Here is a 20121-nt window from a genome sequence, read left to right as displayed (position 1 = left end):
GTCAGGCCTCCGGGACCTCGACGGGGTCGCGATCGGCGAGATACTGGCCTGTCGCGGCGAAATAGACCATTTCCGCGACATTGGTCGCATGGTCGCCGATCCGTTCGATATTCTTGGCGACGAACAGAAGGTGGGCGACCTCGCTCACCGTGCGCGGATTTTCGACCATATAGGTGACGAGCGTGCGGAAGATGCTGTCGTAGAAATCGTCGAGCCGGTTATCGCGCTCGATCACGCGGATGGCACCCTCGGCATCACGCGCCGAGAAGGCGTCGAGCACTTCGTGCACCATCTCGCTGGCGAGCTGGGCCATCGCCGGGATCACCGAAATCGCCTCGATCCGCTCACTGCCGCTGGTGTGGATCAGCGGCACGCGCTTGGCGATGTTTTTGGCATAGTCCCCGATCCGTTCGACCACGCCAGCGATCTTGAGCGCCGCGACGCAATCGCGCAGATCGTCGGCCATCGGGGCGCGCAGGGCGATGACGCGGACGGCGAGCTTTTCGACCTCGGCCTCGATTGCGTCGATCGCCTTGTCCTTGGCGCGGACCTGCTTGGCGAGCGCGACGTCGCCGCGCTCCAGCGCGGTCATCGCGTCGCTGATCGCCTCTTCGGCGAGGCCGCCCATCTGCGAGATCAGCGCGCGAAGATGCTTGATGTCTTCGTCGAACGCCTTGACCGTATGTTCGTGGCCCGTCGCCATCATCCGTACCTTCCGGTAATATAGTCTTTCGTGCGCTCTTGGCGTGGTGCCGTAAAGATCTGGTCCGTCTCGCCATATTCGACAAGCGTGCCGAGATGGAAGAATGCGGTGCGCTGGCTGACGCGTGCGGCCTGCTGCATGTTGTGGGTAACGATCACGATCGCATATTTGCCGCGCAGCTCGTGGATCAGCTCCTCGATCTTCGCGGTCGCGATCGGGTCGAGCGCCGAGCAGGGCTCGTCCATCAGGATGACTTCAGGATCGACCGCGATCGCGCGCGCGATGCACAGCCGCTGCTGCTGGCCGCCCGACAGCGCGGTGCCGCTGTCCTGCAGCCGGTCCTTGACCTCTTCCCACAGGCCGGCGCGCTTGAGCGAGCGTTCGACAATCGCGTCCATGTCGCTGCGTGAGCGCGCCAGGCCGTGGATGCGCGGGCCGTACGCGACGTTTTCGTAAATCGATTTGGGGAAGGGGTTGGGCTTCTGGAACACCATGCCGACGCGGGCACGCAGCTGCACCACGTCCATCGACTTTTCGTAGATGTCCTCGCCGTCCAGCGTGATCTTGCCCTCGACGCGCGCGCTGGCGACGGTGTCGTTCATGCGGTTGAGCGTGCGCAGGAAGGTCGACTTGCCACAGCCCGACGGGCCGATGAACGCGGTGACATTCTCCATGTCGACATCGATCGACACGTCGCGGATTGCCTGTTTCTCGCCATAGAAGACGTTGACGCCGCGCGCCGACATCTTGGGCGCGGCCCCGGCCCGGGCGGGCGCGGCGCTGTCGGCGGCGGTGCTTGCGTAATCGACTTGGGTCATCACCAGCGGGTCTCGAATTTGTTGCGAAGATAGATGGCGATGGCGTTCATCGCGAGCAGGAAGATGAGCAGGACGATGATCGCGGCGCTCGTCTTTTCGACAAAGCCACGACTCACCTGATCCGACCATAGGAAGATCTGCACCGGCAGCACCGTCGCGGGATCGAACACGCCGCCCGGCGGGGTGACGATGAACGCCCGCATGCCGATCAGCAGCAGCGGGGCCGTCTCGCCGAGCGCGCGCGCCATCCCGATGATCGTGCCGGTCAGGATGCCGGGCAGCGCGAGTGGCAGGACGTGGTGGAACACCACCTGGATGCGGCTTGCGCCGATGCCGAGTGCGGCATCGCGGATCGAGGGCGGCACCGCCTTGATCGCATTGCGGCCGGCGATGACGATGACCGGCATGATCATCAGCGCCAGCGTCAGACCGCCGACCAGCGGCGCGGAGCGCGGCAGGTGGAGGAAGTTGAGGAACACGGCGAGGCCAAGCAGGCCGAAGATGATCGACGGCACTGCGGCCAGGTTGTTGATCGACACCTCAATCAGGTCGGTCCAGCGGTTCCGCGGTGCATATTCCTCCAGATAGACAGCGGAGAACACGCCGATCGGAAAGGCGATCAGCAGCGTCACCAGCATCGTCAGCAGCGAGCCCTTGAGCGCACCCCAAATGCCGACCCCGGTCGGGTCGGTCGCGTCGGAACCGGTCAGGAAGTCGATGTTGAAGCCCTGCGTCAGCGTGCCTTCGTCGCGCAGCCGGGCCGCGACCTTGGTCACTTCGGGATCGTTGCCGTCGCCCTTGGCCGCGAGCGCGATCGGGGAGGAGGCTGGCACGTCGATCGAGGCACGGCCCTGCAGCAATTCCGGCCGGGCCTTCAGCTCGTCGCGGACGGTGACCCATGCGCTTTCGGAGATATAGTCGGCGCCGTCCGGTCCGAACGCCGCGACGGCGGCATTGGCGACGACATCGTTCAGCCCCGCGCTGGCCAGCGCTAGATCCGCACCCTTGCCGCGCAGCTGTTCCGGCGTCACTTCAAGCGCAGCGGCCTTGAAGTCGATCGGCAGCGCGATCTCGGCGCGCTGAAAGCCGCCAATCCCCTGCCACAGCATCGTGACGAGCAGGAAGGCGAGGAAGCTGGCCGATCCGATGACCGCCGCCAGCCCCCACATGCGGAAGCGACGCTCCTTGGCATAGCGGGCGCGGATGCGCTTCTGCATCGCGTCGGTCTTCCAGCCGGTTGGGGCCGCAGTCGTGGGCTCCGCGTTGCTGGTCGGCAGCTGCGGGATGAGGGTCTCACTCATAAGCTTCGCGATACTTTTTGACGACGCGCAGCGCGACGATGTTGAGGAGGAAGGTAATCATGAACAGCGTCAGACCCAGCGCGAACGCGGCAAGGGTCTTGGGGCTGTCGAACGCGGTTTCGCCGGTCAGCAGGTCGACAATCTGCTTGGTCACGGTCGTCGCGCCTTCAAACGGGTTGAGCGTGATGTTCGCTGCGCCCGATGCCGCCATCACGACGATCATCGTCTCGCCGATCGCGCGGCTGACCGCCAGCAGGATGCCGGCAACGACGCCGGGCAGGGCGGCGGGGATCAGGACGCGCTTGATCGTCTCGCTGGTCGTCGCGCCCATGGCGAGCGACCCATCGCGCATCGCGGTCGGGACCGCCGCGATCGAGTCATCGGCCATCGACGAGACGAATGGGATAATCATGATGCCCATCACCAGACCCGCCGACAGCGCGCTTTCGGCCGAGGCGAACTGGAAGCCCAGCATCACCGCGAAATCGCGGATCAGCGGCCCGACGGTGAGCGCCGCGAAATAGCCGTAGACCACGGTCGGCACGCCGGCGAGGATCTCAAGGATCGGCTTCATCCACGCGCGGAAGCTGCGCGGCGCATATTGCGTGAGGTAGATCGCGCTCATCAGGCCGAACGGGATCGCGATGATCATCGCGATGACAGCGCCGATGAAGAAGGTACCCCAGAACAGCGGCAGCGCGCCCAGATTGGCGCCGGGATCGTCGGCGCGGATCACCTGCGGGCTCCAGTTCAGGCCGAACAGGAAGTCGGTGACCGGCACGATCGAAAAGAAGCGGACGCTTTCAAAGATCAGCGAGAGGAAGATGCCGAGCGTGGTCAGGATCGCGATCAGCGATGCGACGAGCAACACCATCATCACCGCACGCTCGAACTTGGTGCGCGCACGAAAGTCCGGCTTCACGCGCGTAAAGGCAAAGGCGCCAAACGCAAAGGCGAGGATCAGCGCAAGTGCCGTGCCGATCCAGTTATAGCGGCTCAGCGCGGCGGAATAGGCCGGCGCCAGCTGCTCGGCCAGCGGATAGAACGCCCCCTGGCTGCCCCCCTCCGCAATGCTGCGCGCTTCGTTGAGGATCGTCTCCCGCTCGAACCCGAAGGCCGGGAGCTGCGCCGCCGCCGGATTGACGAGCACCGTTTCGGTGACAAGCGCCGGGCTGACATTGACCCAGACGACGAGGAAGATCAGCGCGGGGACGACAGCCCAAGTCGCGACATACCAGCCATGTTGGCTCGGCAGGCTGTGCAGCCGCTTTGCCGACAGCCCGCGCGCCATGCGCGCGGCGCGCGCGCGCGCCGTCAACCAGCCGATCAGGCCGAGGCCGAGGATCAGGAACAGGAGTGCGAAAACATTCACCGGTCGAAGCCGCCTATCTGGGAGCGAAGTTGATGTCGGTTCGGATCAGTGCAGGCCGTCGCGCTTCATCGTCACGCCCTGTGCAATGACGTCGCTTGCCTTGGCGCGATCGGCATCGGACGACGCGATCATGCCGCGCTTCGTCAGCGGACCTTCGGGGGCCCACATCTTGGTATATTGCGCAAGAAACTCGTTGATCCCCGGCACCGCCTTGAGATGCTGTTTCTTGACATAGATGAACATCGCGCGGGCGCCCGGATACTGGCCGGACGAGATCGCCGCATAGCTGGGTTCGACCCCGTTGACCGGCACGCCCTTCAGTCGCGATGCGTTCTCTTCCAGATAGGAATAGCCGAAAACGCCGATCGCATTGGGATTGGCGCTGAGCTTCTGGACGATCAGATTGTCGTTCTCGCCCGAATCGACATAGACGCCGTCTTCGCGCACGCGGGTGCACAGCTCCTTGGCCTTGTCCTTGTCGGTCTTCTCGATTTCCTTGACCTCAGGATACGCCGCTTCGCAGCCCGGATGCATGATCAGCTCATGCAGCGAGTCGCGCGTGCCGCTGGTCGCGGGCGGGCCCATGATCGAGATCGGCACGGCTGGCAGCGACGGGTTGATGTCCGACCACAGCTTTGCCGTATTGGGCTTGCCCATCGGGGTCGCTGCGAGCGCGCGATACGCCTCGGCCAGCGTCAGCTGGATCTTGGGGCCGTTGATCGCTTCGGCAAAGGCGATGCCGTCCATGCCCACCTGCACCTCAAGGATGTCGGTGACGCCGTTGCGCTGACACAGGTCGAATTCCGACGCGGTCATGCGGCGCGACGCGTTGGTCATGTCCGGGTGCTGCGGGCCGACCCCGGCGCAGAACAGCTTCATGCCCCCGCCGGTACCGGTCGATTCGATCACCGGCGCCTTGAAGCTGCCCGAATTCACGAACTGTTCGGCGACCATGGTCGTGAAGGGATAGACGGTCGAGGAACCGACGATCTTGATCTGGTCGCGGGAAGCTTGGCCGCCGCTGCCGCCACAGGCGGAAAGCGTGAGCGCCGAAAGCGCGATCAGAGTGAAGCTGCGCATCGTTGAATCCCCTCGGCCTGCTTGCGAGTCGCGGGACGGGGGCCGGGCCTGTCCGCGACCGGCCCTCTGTTTCAATTGCGTGACGTTATGATGACAGCGGCTCCGAAACCGGCGCGGTGGGCAGCAGGATGGTGACGGACGTTCCCTCCCCAACGGTGCTTGCGATGTCGAGCCGGCCGCGATGCCGCTCGACGATATGCTTGACGATCGCAAGGCCAAGGCCGGTTCCCCCGGCGGCGCGGCTCCGGCTCGAATCGACGCGATAGAATCGCTCGGTCAGGCGGGGGAGGTGCTCGGGGGCGATGCCCTCGCTCTCGTCGCGCACGCTCAGGCGGACCATCGCCGAATCGGTTGCGTCCAGCGACACGGTCACCGGCGTCCCGGCCCGACCATATTTCATCGCATTGCCGATGATATTGTGCAGCAGCTGTGAAAGCTGCACCCTATCACCGCGCACCGCAGGCAGATCCTCGACCGACAGCGCGATGTCCGCAGCGCGCGGCGGTGCGAGCGCGGACAGCTCGTCACGCACCTGCGCGAGCAGCGCGGCGAGATCGACGACATCATCGGGCGCGCGATATTTCTCCGCCTCGATCCGCGACAGTGAGATGAGATCATCGATCAACCGCCGCATCCGACGCGCTTCGTTATCCATGACCTTGAGGAAGCGGGCGCGCGTTTCGGGATCGTCGGCAGCGTCCTCCAGCGTCTCGATAAAGCCGAGGATCGAGGCGAGCGGGGTGCGCAGCTCATGGCTGGCATTGGCGACGAAATCGACGCGCATCCGGTCCGCGGCATGCGCGCCGGTGCGGTCGCTCAGATGGACCACCCGCGCGCCGCCGGACAGTGCGCGCACGCGCATCTCCCAGCGCTGGTCGCGGGTGCCAAGACCGACCAGGTGGATCGGGCCGCCGGGGGCGCCATCGACCGGATTGAGCAGCCGTTCGGCCGCCGCGGGGTGCCGGATCGCAACGCGCACATCCTCGCCCAGGATATGCTCGCCGAGCAGCGCGCGCGCCGCGCGGTTGGCCGCCGCGACCCGCTGCGCCTCGACCAGCAGCATCGGTTCGAATACCGCCTCGATCGCTTCCGCGACGCCGGCCGGCGCGGTGCTGACGGGGTCGGGGCCAGGAATTTCATGGGCCGGCTCCTCGGGCGGGGGGGAGGCGATCAGTGCCGCGAGGGTCGCACCGACCAGCGCGATTCCGCCCGCTTGCGGGCCCGCGGTGATCCACGCGACGATCGCGGTGACAAGAACCGCGATGAGCGCGGCAAAGGTGCGGGGATTGGTCAGGCTGGGCATGGCCCCCTGCCTAACCGATCATGCGTGCGATTCACACTTGTGAAAGGCCGTTGTGCGAGGGAAGAACGGATATGGCCGACACGACGCCCCCCAAGGACGGATCGCCGAACATCCCGAGCCGCCGTGCGCTGATGCTGGGCGCCGTCAGCGCATCGGCGATCGTGTCGATCAAACCGGCGCTGGCGCAGACCGCGGGGTCGGTGCTGAATTGCGAGATTCCGGTGCCCGATGCCGGGCGTGCGGGCAATTACATCGCGGCCGACGGTTCGCTGGTTCCGGCCGGTACGCCCGGCGCGTTCCCGCCCGCCGGCCGCAACTTCAAGGGCGAAGAGGTCAAGCAGGCGCTCAACGGCGCGAACCTGCCCGGCACCACCTATGACCAGAGCCGCGCCTATACCAATTACATCCGCCGGCTGCAGCGCGGGACGAGCGGCTTTACCTGTTTCGCATCGCTTCAGATGCCGCGCGGGTAATTCCCGCCATGCGCCTTTCCTTGGCCGTCACCCCCGCGAAAGCGGGGGCCCATCTCCAGGACCTTCCCAGCGACCCACGGCTGGGGTTGCGCGGACGTGTGGCAGGAGATGGGTCCCCGCTGTCGCGGGGATGACGAGGATGGTGTGCCCATGAGCCGGTACTGCGCCGCGCCCGCCGCGACGCTGCGGATCGAACCGCTCGATGCGCTCACGCTGATCTATCACCGCGCTTCGGGGATTACGCATCTGGTGGATTCGCCGGTGCCCGAGCTGCTCGAACTGCTTGTGGAGCCATTGACGCTGGATGAGGCGCTGGCGGCGCTGACCGAGCGCTTCGATCTGATCGATCCGGATCGTGAAGCACTCGCCGCGCGGATCGACGAGCTGGTGGCGTCGGGTCTAGTGGAGCGGGTTTGATGCGCCATGCCACCACGCTCCGCATCGGCCCGGTTGGCTTCCGTATCGGCAGCGACTGGCGCGCGCCGATCGCGGCGCTGGACGATCTCTACCGCGACTACCCGCAGCCCCGGGACGGCATTCCCGATTTCACGGTGCGTCTGTTTGCCGCGCGTCCGTGGCGGCGCTGGCTTCGTTCGGCGGTGCATCTTGGCGGGGATTTCGTAATCCCGGAGGCGGCGCCTTTGCCACTCGCGCAAGGCGTGCTGGCAGCGGAAATGGCGATGAACCTGCAGATGGCGCTGGGCCAGCGGCGTTACCTGTTGCTCCACGCGTCGGCGGTGGAAAAGGACGGGCGAGCGCTGGTGATGACCGGCGAAAGCGGGGCGGGCAAATCGACGCTCGCGGCATTGCTGATGGCGCGGGGGTGGCGGCTGATGGGGGACGAGTTCGCGCTGCTCGATCCGGCGACGGGGATGCTGCACGGCTTTCCGCGGCTGATCAGCCTCAAGAATGAGGCGATCGGGGTGATGGAGGCGGCGTTGCCCGATGCGCGCTGGGGGCCGTTGCTCAAGGGTACGCCGAAGGGCGATATCCGCCACCTTGTCCCAGACGCGCGCGCGATTGGCGCGATGGACGCGCCGGCCAAGCCCGCGCTGATCCTGTTCCCCGCCTTCGGCCATCGGGTCGCCGAGCGGACGGTGGAACCGAGCGAGTGTTTCGTCCGGCTGACGCAAGCCTCGACCAACTATGTCGCGCTGGGTGAGGCCGGGTTCGACGCGCTGACCGGGCTGGTGCGCGGGGTGCCGGCGCGGGCGATCGACTATCCCGACACGGATGGTGCGATTGCGCTGGTCGAGCGATTGTGGGGAGATCTGGCATGAGCGGCGCGCTGGTCGCCCGCGCGCTGCGCGATCCCGCGTCGGTGCTGGCGCTGGATGCTGCGGGCTGGACGGAGCTGCTGTGCGCGGCGCGGGCGGAGACGCTGATCGGCAGCCTGGCGCACCGCGTAGAAGGGCTGGCGATCCCGGCAGCGGCGGTGCGGGTACTGGCGGACGCGCGCGCGGCGGCGGAGCAGGGACGGATGGCGGCGCTGTGGGAAGCGGAGATGGCGCGGCGTGCGCTGGCGCCTAGCGGGATGCCGGTGGTGCTGCTCAAGGGTACCGCCTTTGTCGCAAGCGGCCTCGCGGCGGGGCAGGGGCGACAGATCGGCGATCTCGACATCCTCGTGCCGCGTGACCGGATCGAGGAGGCGGAGGCGCTGCTGCTCGCCGCCGGATGGGAGTGGGTGAAGCCCGACCCCTATGACGATGCCTATTATCGCCGCTGGATGCACGAGCTGCCCCCGCTGATCCACCGCGAGCGCGACCGGATGATCGATGTCCACCACACGATCCTCCCGCTGACCGCGCGGGTGACGCCCGATGCGGCGGCGCTGATTGCGAGCGCGGTGCCGCTGGGCAATGGGCTGTCGGTGCTGCCGCCGGAGGGAATGGTCGTCCACGCCGCGGCGCATCTGTTCGCCGATGGCGATCTGCAGGGCGGATTGCGCAATTTGTGGGACATCCACTGCCTGCGCGACGAGTTTGGCGGGGTGGAGTTCGACCTCAGTCTCGCGGCCTGCTCGGCGCAGCATGGCTTGACGCGGGAGGTCGAGCGGTCGCTGCGGCTATCCGCGCACCTGTTCGGAGACGGCGCCGCGCTGACGCTCGCCGACCGCGTCTATGTCCGCCGCCTGCTTGCCCGCGACGGCTGGGGCCAGCGGACGCGCAAGCTGACCGAATTTGGATTTTACCTGCGCGGCCACTGGTTGCGCATGCCGCCGCTCATGCTGGCGAAGCATTTGTGGACGAAGTGGCGGAAAGGCTATCGCCCAGCCGGATGAGCGTAGGCACGAGCTCGTCATAGCCATCGACCACCGCATCCGCGTCCAGCTCCGCGACCGGCTGCATCAGGAAGCCGAAGCTCACCGCGATGTTGGGGATGCCGGCATTCTTCGCGGCCATGATGTCGTAGATCGAATCGCCGACAAAGGCCGCGCGCCCGCCGCCGCAGCGGGCGATCATCTCATGGATCGGGGCCGCCGAGGGCTTGGCATTGCCGCGCCCCATCGTATCGCCGCCGATGACGCAGGCAAAGCGGTGGTCGATGCCGACCTCCCGCACCAGCCGGGTCGCGAACCGCTCGAACTTGTTGGTGACGATGGCGAGCTTGACGCCGCGCGTCTGCAGATCGTCGAGCGCTTCGGTTAGCCCGGCGAACGTGACGGTGCCGTGCGACAGATTTTCGCCGTAGAACTCCAGCAGCGCAGGATAGGCCCGACGCATGACCTCCTCGTCATAGCCGCCCGATTCCTCCAGCCCCTGCTTGAGCATGTTCTTCGCCCCGCCGCCGATCATCGTCCTGATCCGATCGGGCGCGAGGGTGGGGCGATCCACCAGCGCTAGCGCATGGTTGGTCGCGGCGAGCAGGTCGGCGCTGGTGTCGAGCAGCGTGCCGTCGAGGTCGAACCCGACGATATCGAACGGAAAATCGGTCATCGCGCCAAATGCCGGTGCCGCTATGGAAATTGCAACATGATCGTGGCAGGGGCGCGGCTCAGGGGAGTCCAGTTTCGATGACCAAGCCGATCGCCGCGATCATCCTTGCTGCCGGAAGCGGGACGCGGATGAAGTCCGACACGCATAAGGTGCTGCACCCAATTGCGGGCAAACCGATGCTGCTGCACCTGGCCGACGCCTTCACCACGGCGGGCGCGGCGGAGAAGGTCGTCGTGGTCGGCGCGCGGCGCGAACAGGTCGAGGCGGCGGTCGCGCGGCTCGGTGTCAAGATCGCGCATCAGGTCGAGCAGCTCGGCACTGCCCACGCCGCACTGATGGCGCGTGAGGCGCTGGAGGGGTTCGACGGCACGGTGATCGTGGCGTTCGGCGACACGCCGTTCCTGTCGGCGCAGACCATCGCGGCGATGGCGGCGCGGCTCGAAGCGGCGGATGCGCCGCGCGTCGCGGTGCTCGGCTTCCGGCCCGACGATGCCAAGGCCTATGGCCGGATCATCGCCGATGCCGACGGCGCGATTGCCAAGATGGTCGAGTATAAGGACGCGACCGCCGAGGAGCGTGCGGTCGATCTGTGCAATTCGGGCGTGACCGCCGTGCGCGCGACGGACCTTTGGCCGCTGCTCGACCGGGTCGGAAACGACAATGCGGCGGGCGAATATTACCTCCCCGACATCGTCATGCTCGCACTGGCCGATGGCGACCGCGCGGTGGTGGTCGAGACCGATGCGGACGAGGTGATCGGCATCAACAGCCGCGCCGAGCTGGCCTATGCGGAAGACCGCTGGCAGGCGGCTCGCCGCGCGCAGGCGATGGCCGATGGTGCGACGCTGATCGCTCCCGAAACCGTGTGGTTCGCGCACGACACGGTGCTGGGCCGCGATGTGACGGTGGAGCCCAACGTCGTGTTCGGCCCCGGCGTCACCGTTGCGGACGGCGTCACAATCCGCGCCTTCTGCCATATCGAGGGCGCGCAGATCGCGACCGGCGCCGAAGTCGGCCCCTACGCCCGGCTGCGCCCCGGAACGGTGCTCGGCGAGAAGAGCAAGGTCGGCAATTTCGTCGAGACCAAGAAGGCGGTGCTGGGCAAGGGCGCCAAGGCCAACCACCTGACCTATCTCGGCGATGCGCAGGTGGGTGAGGGCGCGAATATCGGCGCGGGCACCATCACCTGTAACTATGACGGCTTCTTCAAATATCCGACCGTGATCGGCGCGGGGGCGTTTATCGGATCGAACAGCGCGCTGGTTGCGCCGGTCAACATCGGCGAGGGTGCGATTGTCGGTGCGGGAAGCGTGGTGACCAAGGATGTCGAGGCCGATGCGCTGGCGCTGGTCCGTCCCGAACAGACCGCGCGCGCTGGCTGGGCGAAACGCTTCCGCGCGGCAATGGCGGCACGAAAGGCGGCGAAATGAGCGACATCTATGAAGGCAAGCCGTTCCTGAAGCTGCTCGACGCCTATGTCCTCGACGCGATCGGCGCGCTTGACGCTGAAAGCGATGCGGTGCTGGCCGCGCAGGAGCCGACCTTCCACGCACTGTTCGGCGCGACCGGCGACTGGCGCAGCATCGTCGTGCAGCGGATGCAGTTTCCGGAAGGAATGGCCGGTGCCATCAACGAGGTCTGGACCAAGGGGCGCGCCCGATTCATCGCCGCGCAAGGCCACGAACCCGACCCGGTCGAATTCGTGCGGAGCTTCGTCGACAGCAAGTTCCCGCATTGACATGATATCATGATATGATATCAGTATATCAATGACCCGCATCCTTGCCGATTTGCCCGATGAGGACATCAAATGGCTCGACGCCCAAGCGGCCGAGCAGGGCAAGTCGCGCGCCGCAGTGCTGCGGGAAGCGGTCGCGGCGTATCGGTCGGAAGCGCCCAAGGACTGGCTCGACATCGGTTTCGGTGCCTGGGCGCGCCACGGCATCGCGGCTGATCCGCATGAATATGAGCGACATCGGCGGGCCGAATGGACCCGTCCGTGGGATGATGATTACGAAGAAGTGCGTGCGGAATCGCCCGAATGCTTCGACGACTATGACGACAAGGAACGGGCGCACTATCTGGCGTTGACGCGCAAGGCAGAGGCCGAGCGCGACAAAGGCGGCACATGAGCGGCTATAGCCTTGACGCCAACATCGTCATCGATGCCCTGCTGAACCACGAACCCGCGCATCACGAATTGCGCCGGATCGCGCAAAGCGGGACCCGGATGTGGATCAGCCGGATGGCGTGGATCGAGGTGCTGTCGAAGGGGAGCGACGCCGCCGTGCGCGACGTGATGACTTTTGTCGATCGCTTTGGCCTCGACGAGATCGACGCGGAGATTTCGTATCGCGCAGCTGCGCTCCGTCGTGAGCGCCCGCGCCTCAAATCGCCCGATGCCATCATCCTTGCGACCGCGCAGATCCGCGGTCGCGTCCTTGTCACCCGTAACACCAAGGATTTCCCGGCCAACATGCCGGGGATCCGCGTCCCCTACACCCTTTAGAGTCGAGAGCAGACCCATGTGTGGAATCGTTGGAATCCTGGGCAATGACGACGTTGCCGACCGGCTGCTCGACGGCCTCAAGCGGCTCGAATATCGCGGCTATGACTCAGCCGGCATCGCCACCATCGTCGATGGCGGCATCGCGCGTCGCCGCGCGTCTGGCAAGCTGGTCAACCTGGGCAAGGTGCTGGCCGAAGACCCGCTGCCCGGCAATGTCGGTATCGCGCATACCCGCTGGGCGACGCATGGTGGCCCGACCACCAACAATGCCCACCCGCATGCGACCGGCGAGGTTGCCTTGGTCCACAACGGGATCATCGAGAATTTCAAGCCGCTGCGCGAGGAATTGCTGGCGCGCGGTCGCGTGTTCGAGAGCGAGACCGATACCGAGATCGTCGCGCATCTGGTGAGCGAGCAGGTCGAGGCCGGGCTCGACCCGGTCGCGGCGGTCAAGGCGGTACTCCCGCGCCTGCATGGCGCCTTCGCGCTCGCCATCCTGTTCCGCAGCCATCCCGACATGCTGATCGGCGCCCGGCTCGGCTCGCCTTTGGTGGTCGGTTATGGGGAAGGGGAGACCTATCTCGGCTCCGACGCGCTCGCGCTCGCACCGCTGACGCAGCGCATCTCGTACCTGGAGGAAGGCGACTGGGTCGTCCTCACCCGCGACGGCACGCAGGTCTATGACGTCGAGAACAACCCCGTCGAGCGCCCGATCGTCAACTCCGGCGCATCGGGCCAGCTGATCGACAAGGGCAATCACCGCCACTTCATGGCGAAGGAGATCTACGAACAGCCGATCGTGGTGGCACAGACGTTGCGCGGCTACCTCCAGCGGCTCGAGGAGGAAGTGACGCTTCCGATCCCCGAATTCGACCTGTCCGCGATCCGCCGCGTCACCATCGTCGCGTGCGGCACCAGCTTCTATGCCGGGATGGTCGCCAAATACTGGTTCGAGCAGTTTGCCCGCGTCGCCGTCGACATCGATGTCGCATCCGAATTCCGCTACCGCGCGCCGGTAATGGAGCCGGGCGGGTTGATGATCGTCATCAGCCAGTCAGGCGAGACCGCCGACACGCTCGCCGCTTTGCGCCACGCCAAGGCGGAGGGGCAGACGATCGCCGCCGTCGTCAACGTGCCGACCAGCACCATGGCGCGTGAGGCGGACCTGTTGCTCCCCACCCACGCCGGGCCGGAGATCGGCGTCGCATCGACCAAGGCGTTCACCTGCCAGCTCGCGGTGCTTGCCGCGCTCGCCGCCAACCTCGCCAAGGCCAAGGGCCGGATGACGCGCGAGGAGGAGAAGGAGATCGTCCTTCACCTCGCCGAAGCCCCCGCCGCGCTCAACGACGCGCTCAGCCGCGACGAGGCGATCGAGGCGATGGCCGGCAGCGTCGCCGGCGCGCGCGACGTGCTCTATCTCGGGCGCGGGACCGATTATCCGCTGGCGATGGAAGGCGCGCTGAAGCTCAAGGAAATCAGCTATATCCATGCCGAGGGCTATGCCGCGGGCGAGATGAAGCACGGCCCGATCGCGCTGATCGACGAGAACGTGCCGGTCATCGTCATCGCGCCGAGCGGCCCGCTGTTCGAAAAGACCGTCAGCAACATGCAGGAAGTGCAGGCGCGGGGCGGCAAGGTGGTGCTGATCTCCGACGCCGAAGGGATCGCCGCAGCGGGCGACAACTGCCTCGCGACGATCGAGATGCCCCGCGTCCACCCGCTGATCTCACCGATCGTCTATGCGGTGCCGGTGCAGCTGCTCGCCTATCACGTCGCGGTGGCCAAGGGCACAGATGTCGACCAGCCCCGCAACCTCGCCAAGTCGGTCACGGTGGAGTGAGCTCAGCGGGGGCGGCAACCCGCCCCCGCTGCCATCGTTACTTCGGCATCCCGCTATACCCCGCCGCCTTGCGCAGTTCGGCGGCATCCATGACATAGCCGTCGCTGACCACGGTGACGACGCGGCGCAGCGCGCCCAGCTCGGTCGAGGGGTCGCCGTCGACTAGCACCATGTCGGCCTCCTTGCCCACCGCGATCGATCCGGTCCGTTTATCGGCACCAACCACGCGCGCGGGGACGATGGTCGCGCTCTGTAATGCCTCGGCGGCGCTGAACCCGGCCTGCTGATAGATTTCCAGCTCGCGCACCAGTTCGATGCCCCAGCCATCGGTGCCCGCGACCACGGTCACCCCCGCCTTGTGCAGCCGCCCGACCAGCTCGACCATCTTTGCATAGCTCTTGCGGTAATCGTCCCGCGTCAGCCCCTCGACCAGCGGATAGCCGCCGCTGGTGAACGCCGAACGCTCGATGACGGGCGAGATGATCCCCATATAGGGGGCATAGGCCGGATGCGGCGTGCCGCCGTCCTGGGTCAGCATGCCCTCGAAGATGACGATGGTGGGATCGACCACCGTCTTGCGCCGCGCCAGATCGGCGACAAAGCCGGTCATCAGCGGTGCGTTCAGGTCGACATCCTTGAAGTAGCGCGCCGGCCCCTCCATCCGTTGCCGCGTATTCGCCTTGTCGATCACGTCCTTCGGCATCGACTCCATCACCACGAAGTTGAGGTGAGTCAGTTCGTCATAGCCCGCCGCGACCGCCTCGCTCGGCTTCATCGTCGCCGGGACATGGCCGTGGACGTGGAGGCCCAGCCGGTGCGCTTCGGCCGCCGCAGGCGCGATCCACGCCGGGTTCATCGAGGTATAGAATTTGACGCCCCACAGCCCGGCCTGCTTGATCCGGCGGACGGTGGCGATCGTCTCCTCGACGCTGCTGACCACCTCTGCGCCTTGCGCCGCGAGCGGGTCCTTCTTATCGATGATGACCGAGATGAACGGCTCGCCCATCAGCAGCGTACCGTCCCCGCGCCGCTTGGTCGCCTCGACCGCGCGGTCGAAATTGGTGCCGGGGCTGCGGAAACTGGTGATGCCGTTCGCCATGTTCGACAGCACGCTCCAGTCATCGCCGATATGGAGGTGGCTGTCCCAGATGCCGGGCACCAATGTCTTGCCGCGCCCATCGATCGTGCGCGCGCCGGCAGGTGCAGTGAGCGACCCTGCCGCGCCGATCGCCGCGATCCTGCCGTCCTGTGCCAGCACCGCGCGGTCGGGCAGGAACACGCCCTTGTCCGCGTCGAACAGGCGGACGTTGTCAAACAGCACCGGCGCCTTGGCAGCGGGATCGAGAAAGCGTTTGGCGATGGTCGTCACCGCCTGTGCCGTCGCGGCATCCTGTGCGTCGCGCAGCTGCTTGAGCGCGCCTTCATAGCCCTTGGGAATAACCGAGATGAACCCGATGTCCGCGAAGTAGCGCTTCTTGTCGTCCAGCCAGACGGGGACGGGGGAGGGCAGGATGCCGCTGACAAAGGCGAGCTGGACAGTCTTGGGTCCGGCCGGCCCCTGGATCACCTGCGTACCGCCAAAGGTCATGCGCCCGCGCCCGCCGGGGAGGAACGCGACCCCCCCATCGCCCGCCGCCGCGAGCGCATCGATGATCGGCGCTGAGGCGATGCCGACCCCGCCCGCCGGGATGTACCAGCCGCCCGCGGCCGCCTCACCGGCATCGGTCGCGGTCTTCCACGTCGCGCGGCCGCCCGTCACGCGATACTCCTCCGCCGCGTCGCCCGACATGGTGACGCCGCGCACCGTCAGCGCGCTGATGCTGCCGTCCTTGGCGAAGGTCGTGACCTGATCCATCTCGGTGATCCAGCCGCGCAACTCCTGCGACCAGCGATAGGCGACGCGCCCGTCCGGCAGCTGCCAGCGCCACTGGCTGCCATGCTGCCCAGCTTCGGATACCACGGCATATTCGGCGGCATCGGCTGGGGGCTTGAGCAACTCTTCCTTTGGAACCGGCTTCGACTGTGTCGGCGGGGCGGGATCGGGGTGCCGGTGCGCAAGAGCCGGAGCGGTCGTCGCCAGCAGCATCGTGCGCATCGTCATATCTCCCCCAAGTGCGCTACTTGGTAGGGGCAATTCCGACAGCGATGCAAGATTGGAGCGGGTGAAGGGAATCGAACCCTCGTCGTGAGCTTGGGAAGCTCCTGCTCTACCATTGAGCTACACCCGCGAGGCGCGCCGAGATCGGGGGTTTGCTCGGCATTGTCAAGCCGGATCGCGTTATTGCGGTGCCGGTGCAGCGTGGGTTGTATCGCTAATCTGGCCTTATCCAGTTCCGGTGACGCTTCGCTAGCGATGTTGTGGGTAGCCTATTGCCGGGAGCTATAGGGCCGGAGCTGGAGCTGCGAGCACTCTTTCTTCGGTGAACGCATGCTCGCGGGAGCACTGCCCGTGACCGTCGATACTGTGTCGGATCCGACGCTGCACGCTGGCGAAGATCGCCGCGCTGACGAACGCATGACCACCTTGTTTCAGGTGGCACGCCTGCTGACCGATCAGGGTGCGCAGCATCTTTGCCTGATCCGCAACATCGGGTCGGGCGGCATGATGCTCGAACTCTACGCCCCGCTCGAACCCGGCACGCGGGTGCGGATCGAGCCCAAGGTGTGCGATCCCGTAGGCGGGGTGGTGCGCTGGGCGCAGGCGGGGCAGGCGGGGATCGCCTTTGACGCGCCGATTGACGTGCACAACTATTTGCACACCCATCATGTGCTGCTCCCCGACCAGCTGCCGCGTTGTCCCCGCGTGACGACGCAGCTGCGCGCGCGGTTGCGGATCGGTGCGGTCTGGCATCTGGTGCCGCTGATCGACCTGTCACAGGGCGGCGCAAAGGTCGAAACCGACCTGCCCGTCGAACTGGGGCAGGGGGTGGAGATCGACATTGCCGGCATCGGCACGCTGGGCGCGCATGTCCGCTGGGTTCGCGGTGAGCGGATCGGGCTGGTCTTCACCAGTGCGCTGCGACTGGCGCGCCTGGCACAATGGATCGCGAGTCACGGCGCGGAAGCCGGGAACGTCCACGCCGCGTGATCGCGCTCAGTCGATCGTGCGGCCAAGCTCGCGGTTGAGCCACAGTGCTACCAGCGTGCCGACTGCACCGGATAGCAGATAGGCACCCGCCGCGAGCAGGCCGAACTCGGCCGACAGCCACAATGCAGCGAGCGGCGCGAAGCCCGCGCCGAACAGCCAGGCGAGATCGGAGGTCAGCGACGATCCCGTATAGCGGTGCCGCTGCTGGAAGCTGGCCGACAGCGCGCCCGACGACTGGCCGAACGACAGGCCAAGCAGGGCAAAGCCGAGCAGCATGAACGCCGCTTCGCCCGCTTCGCCCATCTCGAGGAGCTGCGGCGCGAAGCCGCTGAACGCGGCGATGGCGGCGGCAGTGGCGGCCAGCACGGTGCGGCGCCCCACGCGGTCGGCCAGATAGCCCGAAGCGATGATCGCACCGACGCCGAGTGCTGCGGCGACTGCCTCGATCGCGAGGAAGCGGACTGGCGATTCCTCGGTGTAGAGGAACACCCAGGACAGCGGGAACACGGTGACCATGTGGAACATGGCAAAGCTCGCCAGCGGGGCGAACGCGCCGAGGATGATCGTACGCCATTCCGACCGGATCGTTTCGGTCATCGGCGCCGGCTGCAGCTCGCGCCGTTCGAACAGCGTTGCATATTCGGGCGTCACCACGATGCGCAGGCGCGCGAAAAGGGCGACGACGTTGATCGCGAACGCGACGAAGAACGGGTAGCGCCAGCCCCAGTCGAGGAAATCCTGCGCGGGTAGGGCGGCGATCAGGAACATGAAGAGCAGGCTGGCGACGATCAGGCCGAGTGGCGCGCCCAGCTGTGGCACCATCGCATACCAGCCGCGCTTGCCCTCCGGCGCATTGAGCGCGAGCAGCGAGGCGAGGCCGTCCCAGGATCCGCCCAGCGCGACGCCCTGACCCATGCGGAACAGCGCGAGCAGCAGCGCCGATCCGACGCCGATCGAGGCATAGCCGGGCAGAAAGGCGATCGCGGCGGTCGATCCGCCGAGCAGGAACAGCGCGATGGTGAGCTTTGCTCCGCGGCCATAGGCGCGGTCGATCGCGGTGAAGATCATCGTACCGACCGGCCGCGCGACAAAGGCAAGCGCGAAGATCGCGAACGACCAGAGCGTGCCCTGCAGCGGGTCGAGATGCGGGAACACCAGCGACGGGAACACCAGCACCGACGCGATGGCATAGACGAAGAAGTCGAAAAATTCGGACGTGCGTCCGATCACGACACCGATCGCAATCTCGCCCGGCGCGATCTTGTGCCCGTCCCGCGGGCCATCGGAATTGACCGCGCGCGCATCGCGCTCGGCTTCGGTCGTGGGGACGGTTTCGGCGCTCATTCCAGTCTTCCCGGCTTGCCCCGCAGACGCGGCGCGACTCACTCATGCGGAACAGTGTCGGCTTCCCGCAGCAGAAACGCACTGCTGCATTGATGGGCATCAAGGGATTGGACAAAATGTCCTATGTGCGCGCCGGGGGCGGGGGCGTAGGCGCGCATCATGGCCCAGAACCCTGTCCGATTCCGCCATCGCCTCCGCCCCCTGCTGGCGCTCGCCGCGCTGCCTTTGCTGTCCGGCTGCGGGCTGATCGTCCTCGACCCCGCCGGTGAAGTGGCGCGGCAACAGGGCAATCTGGTGATGATCTCCACCGCGCTGATGCTGCTGATCATCGTACCGGTGATGGCGCTGACGGTGTTCTTCGCGTTCAAATATCGCGCGGCGAACCAGGATGCGCCCTATGATCCCGACTGGGACCATTCGACCCAGCTGGAGCTGGTGATCTGGGCGGCGCCGCTGCTGATCATTATCTGCCTCGGCGCGCTGACCTGGGTCGGCACGCATCTGCTCGACCCCTATCGCCCGCTCGCCGCGCCCGAAGCCAAGGGACCGGGCGCGCCGGAGACCGACCGCGAAAAGCCGCTGGAGGTGCAGGTCGTCGCGCTCGACTGGAAATGGCTGTTCATCTACCCCGAACAGGGGATTGCGACGGTGAACGAGTTCGCGGCTCCCGTGGATCGCCCGATCCGCTTCCGCATCGCGTCTTCGACGGTGATGAACAGCTTCTACATCCCGGCGCTGGCGGGGCAGATTTACGCGATGCCGGGCATGGAGACCAAGCTGCACGGCATCTTCAACGAAACCGGCAATTTCGTCGGCTTCTCCGCCAATTATTCGGGCGCCGGCTTCTCCAACATGCGCTTCGCCGCGAAGAGCATGGAGCGCGGCCAGTTCGACGCCTGGGTGGCGCAGGTAAAGGGCAATGCCACGCCGTTGGACCGCGCGACCTATCTCAAGCTCGAAAAGCCGAGCGAGAAGGAGCCGGTGCGCCGCTTCGCCCAGGTCGAGCCGAACCTGTTCGACCGCGTCGTCAACCTGTGCGTCGAGCCTGGCAAGATGTGCATGCACGACATGATGGCGATCGACGCGCGCGGCGGGCTGGGCCTTGCCGGCACCTATAATGTCCGCGACCTCGCCTATGACAAGTTTGCCGCGCGCGGCACGCTGCCGACGCTCAACACCCGCTATGTCGCCGCCGTCTGCACCACGCCGATGGTGCCGATGACCGGTCCCGATCCCAAGCCGGTGGACAGCGCCCCGCTGACCGGCGCCGGCCTGTCGCGCGTGCGCCAGTCGACCCCGCCGGTCGCGCGGACCGCGATGACCGACATTCCCGCCCTACCGGAAAGCTGAGCAA

Annotated in this window: 20 protein-coding genes and 1 tRNA gene; 11 read left to right on the top strand and 10 right to left on the bottom strand. The window is 66.5% G+C overall.

The genetic code is table 11. The features are described 5' to 3' along the window. Position 1 precedes the first annotated feature (1 nt). From phoU to KYX69_RS02295, 6 genes are all read right to left on the bottom strand, one after another. Positions 2 to 703, bottom strand: a complete 702-nt coding sequence (phoU, locus tag KYX69_RS02320; RefSeq protein ID WP_300493228.1) for a phosphate signaling complex protein PhoU — start codon at positions 701 to 703, stop codon at positions 2 to 4. Then, positions 703 to 1449 carry a phosphate ABC transporter ATP-binding protein PstB gene (gene pstB, locus KYX69_RS02315; RefSeq protein ID WP_300493556.1) on the bottom strand — a complete coding sequence of 249 codons (747 nt, stop codon included), beginning with the start codon at positions 1447 to 1449 and terminating at the stop codon, positions 703 to 705. The genes phoU and pstB overlap by 1 nt, the downstream gene beginning before the upstream one ends. Before the next feature lie 71 nt (positions 1450 to 1520). After that, positions 1521 to 2822 (bottom strand): phosphate ABC transporter permease PstA, encoded by a 1302-nt coding sequence (gene pstA / locus KYX69_RS02310; protein ID WP_300493225.1) that lies wholly within the window; start codon positions 2820 to 2822, stop codon positions 1521 to 1523. Next, positions 2815 to 4194: a phosphate ABC transporter permease subunit PstC gene (pstC, locus tag KYX69_RS02305; protein WP_300493223.1), complete on the bottom strand. Its 1380-nt coding sequence runs from the start codon at positions 4192 to 4194 to the stop codon at positions 2815 to 2817. The genes pstA and pstC overlap by 8 nt, the downstream gene beginning before the upstream one ends. Before the next feature lie 45 nt (positions 4195 to 4239). Next, entirely contained in the window at positions 4240 to 5274 is a 1035-nt protein-coding gene (locus KYX69_RS02300; RefSeq protein WP_300493220.1) for a substrate-binding domain-containing protein, read from the bottom strand. Positions 5275 to 5359: 85 nt separating this feature from the next. Next, the gene (locus KYX69_RS02295; protein WP_300493218.1) at positions 5360 to 6577 is read right to left on the bottom strand and encodes an ATP-binding protein; all 1218 of its coding nucleotides are present in this window, start codon (positions 6575 to 6577) and stop codon (positions 5360 to 5362) included. Between the two features lie 71 nt (positions 6578 to 6648). Between KYX69_RS02295 and KYX69_RS02290 the strand changes: the two genes are divergently transcribed. The 4 genes from KYX69_RS02290 (at position 6649) to KYX69_RS02275 (ending at position 9331) form a co-directional block, all read left to right on the top strand. Further along, on the top strand, positions 6649 to 7050 hold the full coding sequence (locus KYX69_RS02290) for a hypothetical protein (RefSeq protein WP_300493216.1): 402 nt from the start codon (positions 6649 to 6651) through the stop codon (positions 7048 to 7050). 150 nt (positions 7051 to 7200) lie between these two features. Beyond that, the gene (locus tag KYX69_RS02285) at positions 7201 to 7467 is read left to right on the top strand and encodes an HPr-rel-A system PqqD family peptide chaperone (RefSeq protein ID WP_300493214.1); all 267 of its coding nucleotides are present in this window, start codon (positions 7201 to 7203) and stop codon (positions 7465 to 7467) included. Beyond that, the gene (locus KYX69_RS02280) at positions 7467 to 8330 is read left to right on the top strand and encodes an HprK-related kinase A (protein ID WP_300493212.1); all 864 of its coding nucleotides are present in this window, start codon (positions 7467 to 7469) and stop codon (positions 8328 to 8330) included. The genes KYX69_RS02285 and KYX69_RS02280 overlap by 1 nt, the downstream gene beginning before the upstream one ends. Beyond that, entirely contained in the window at positions 8327 to 9331 is a 1005-nt protein-coding gene (locus KYX69_RS02275) for a nucleotidyltransferase family protein (RefSeq protein ID WP_300493210.1), read from the top strand. The genes KYX69_RS02280 and KYX69_RS02275 overlap by 4 nt, the downstream gene beginning before the upstream one ends. Here KYX69_RS02275 and KYX69_RS02270 read toward each other — a convergent pair. Beyond that, positions 9273 to 9986, bottom strand: coding sequence for an HAD-IA family hydrolase (locus KYX69_RS02270; protein ID WP_300493208.1), 714 nt, complete (start codon positions 9984 to 9986; stop codon positions 9273 to 9275). The two genes, KYX69_RS02275 and KYX69_RS02270, sit on opposite strands and share 59 nt — an antisense overlap. Positions 9987 to 10063: 77 nt before the next feature. Here KYX69_RS02270 and glmU point away from each other — a divergent pair, with 77 nt between their 5' ends. Genes glmU through glmS form a run of 5 tightly spaced genes read left to right on the top strand, consistent with a single transcriptional unit; the run spans position 10064 to position 14335 of the window. Next, positions 10064 to 11416, top strand: coding sequence for a bifunctional UDP-N-acetylglucosamine diphosphorylase/glucosamine-1-phosphate N-acetyltransferase GlmU (glmU, locus tag KYX69_RS02265; RefSeq protein WP_300493207.1), 1353 nt, complete (start codon positions 10064 to 10066; stop codon positions 11414 to 11416). Continuing rightward, entirely contained in the window at positions 11413 to 11724 is a 312-nt protein-coding gene (locus tag KYX69_RS02260; RefSeq protein WP_300493206.1) for a hypothetical protein, read from the top strand. Before glmU ends, KYX69_RS02260 begins: the two co-directional genes overlap by 4 nt. A gap of 31 nt (positions 11725 to 11755) precedes the next feature. Beyond that, positions 11756 to 12118, top strand: coding sequence for a ribbon-helix-helix protein, CopG family (locus KYX69_RS02255; RefSeq protein WP_300493203.1), 363 nt, complete (start codon positions 11756 to 11758; stop codon positions 12116 to 12118). Beyond that, positions 12115 to 12495, top strand: a complete 381-nt coding sequence (locus KYX69_RS02250; RefSeq protein ID WP_300493200.1) for a PIN domain-containing protein — start codon at positions 12115 to 12117, stop codon at positions 12493 to 12495. The genes KYX69_RS02255 and KYX69_RS02250 overlap by 4 nt, the downstream gene beginning before the upstream one ends. Before the next feature lie 16 nt (positions 12496 to 12511). Beyond that, on the top strand, positions 12512 to 14335 hold the full coding sequence (gene glmS, locus KYX69_RS02245) for a glutamine--fructose-6-phosphate transaminase (isomerizing) (RefSeq protein WP_300493197.1): 1824 nt from the start codon (positions 12512 to 12514) through the stop codon (positions 14333 to 14335). A gap of 37 nt (positions 14336 to 14372) precedes the next feature. Here the strand turns inward: glmS and KYX69_RS02240 are convergent, their stop codons facing one another. Beyond that, complete coding sequence (locus tag KYX69_RS02240; protein WP_300493194.1) at positions 14373 to 16430, bottom strand: amidohydrolase family protein; 2058 nt, start codon at positions 16428 to 16430, stop codon at positions 14373 to 14375. 59 nt (positions 16431 to 16489) lie between these two features. Next, a tRNA-Gly gene (locus tag KYX69_RS02235) sits at positions 16490 to 16563 on the bottom strand. A gap of 221 nt (positions 16564 to 16784) precedes the next feature. Between KYX69_RS02235 and KYX69_RS02230 the strand changes: the two genes are divergently transcribed. Next, positions 16785 to 17423 (top strand): PilZ domain-containing protein, encoded by a 639-nt coding sequence (locus KYX69_RS02230; protein WP_300493191.1) that lies wholly within the window; start codon positions 16785 to 16787, stop codon positions 17421 to 17423. A gap of 6 nt (positions 17424 to 17429) precedes the next feature. On the opposite strand, the gene KYX69_RS02225 is transcribed toward KYX69_RS02230, so the two are convergent. Further along, a complete protein-coding gene (locus tag KYX69_RS02225; RefSeq protein ID WP_300493188.1) occupies positions 17430 to 18767 on the bottom strand; it encodes an MFS transporter in 1338 nt (445 codons plus the stop codon). A gap of 159 nt (positions 18768 to 18926) precedes the next feature. On the opposite strand from KYX69_RS02225, the gene cyoA reads away from it, so the two are divergent. Next, on the top strand, positions 18927 to 20117 hold the full coding sequence (cyoA, locus tag KYX69_RS02220) for a ubiquinol oxidase subunit II (protein ID WP_300493186.1): 1191 nt from the start codon (positions 18927 to 18929) through the stop codon (positions 20115 to 20117). The last annotated feature ends 4 nt before the right edge of the window (positions 20118 to 20121 follow it).

Source organism: Sphingomonas sp. (assembly GCF_030145815.1).
Classification (GTDB): domain Bacteria; phylum Pseudomonadota; class Alphaproteobacteria; order Sphingomonadales; family Sphingomonadaceae; genus Sphingomonas.
The sequence above is the reverse complement of the archived record's forward strand: the minus strand, read 5'-3'. Positions and strand labels throughout refer to the sequence as shown.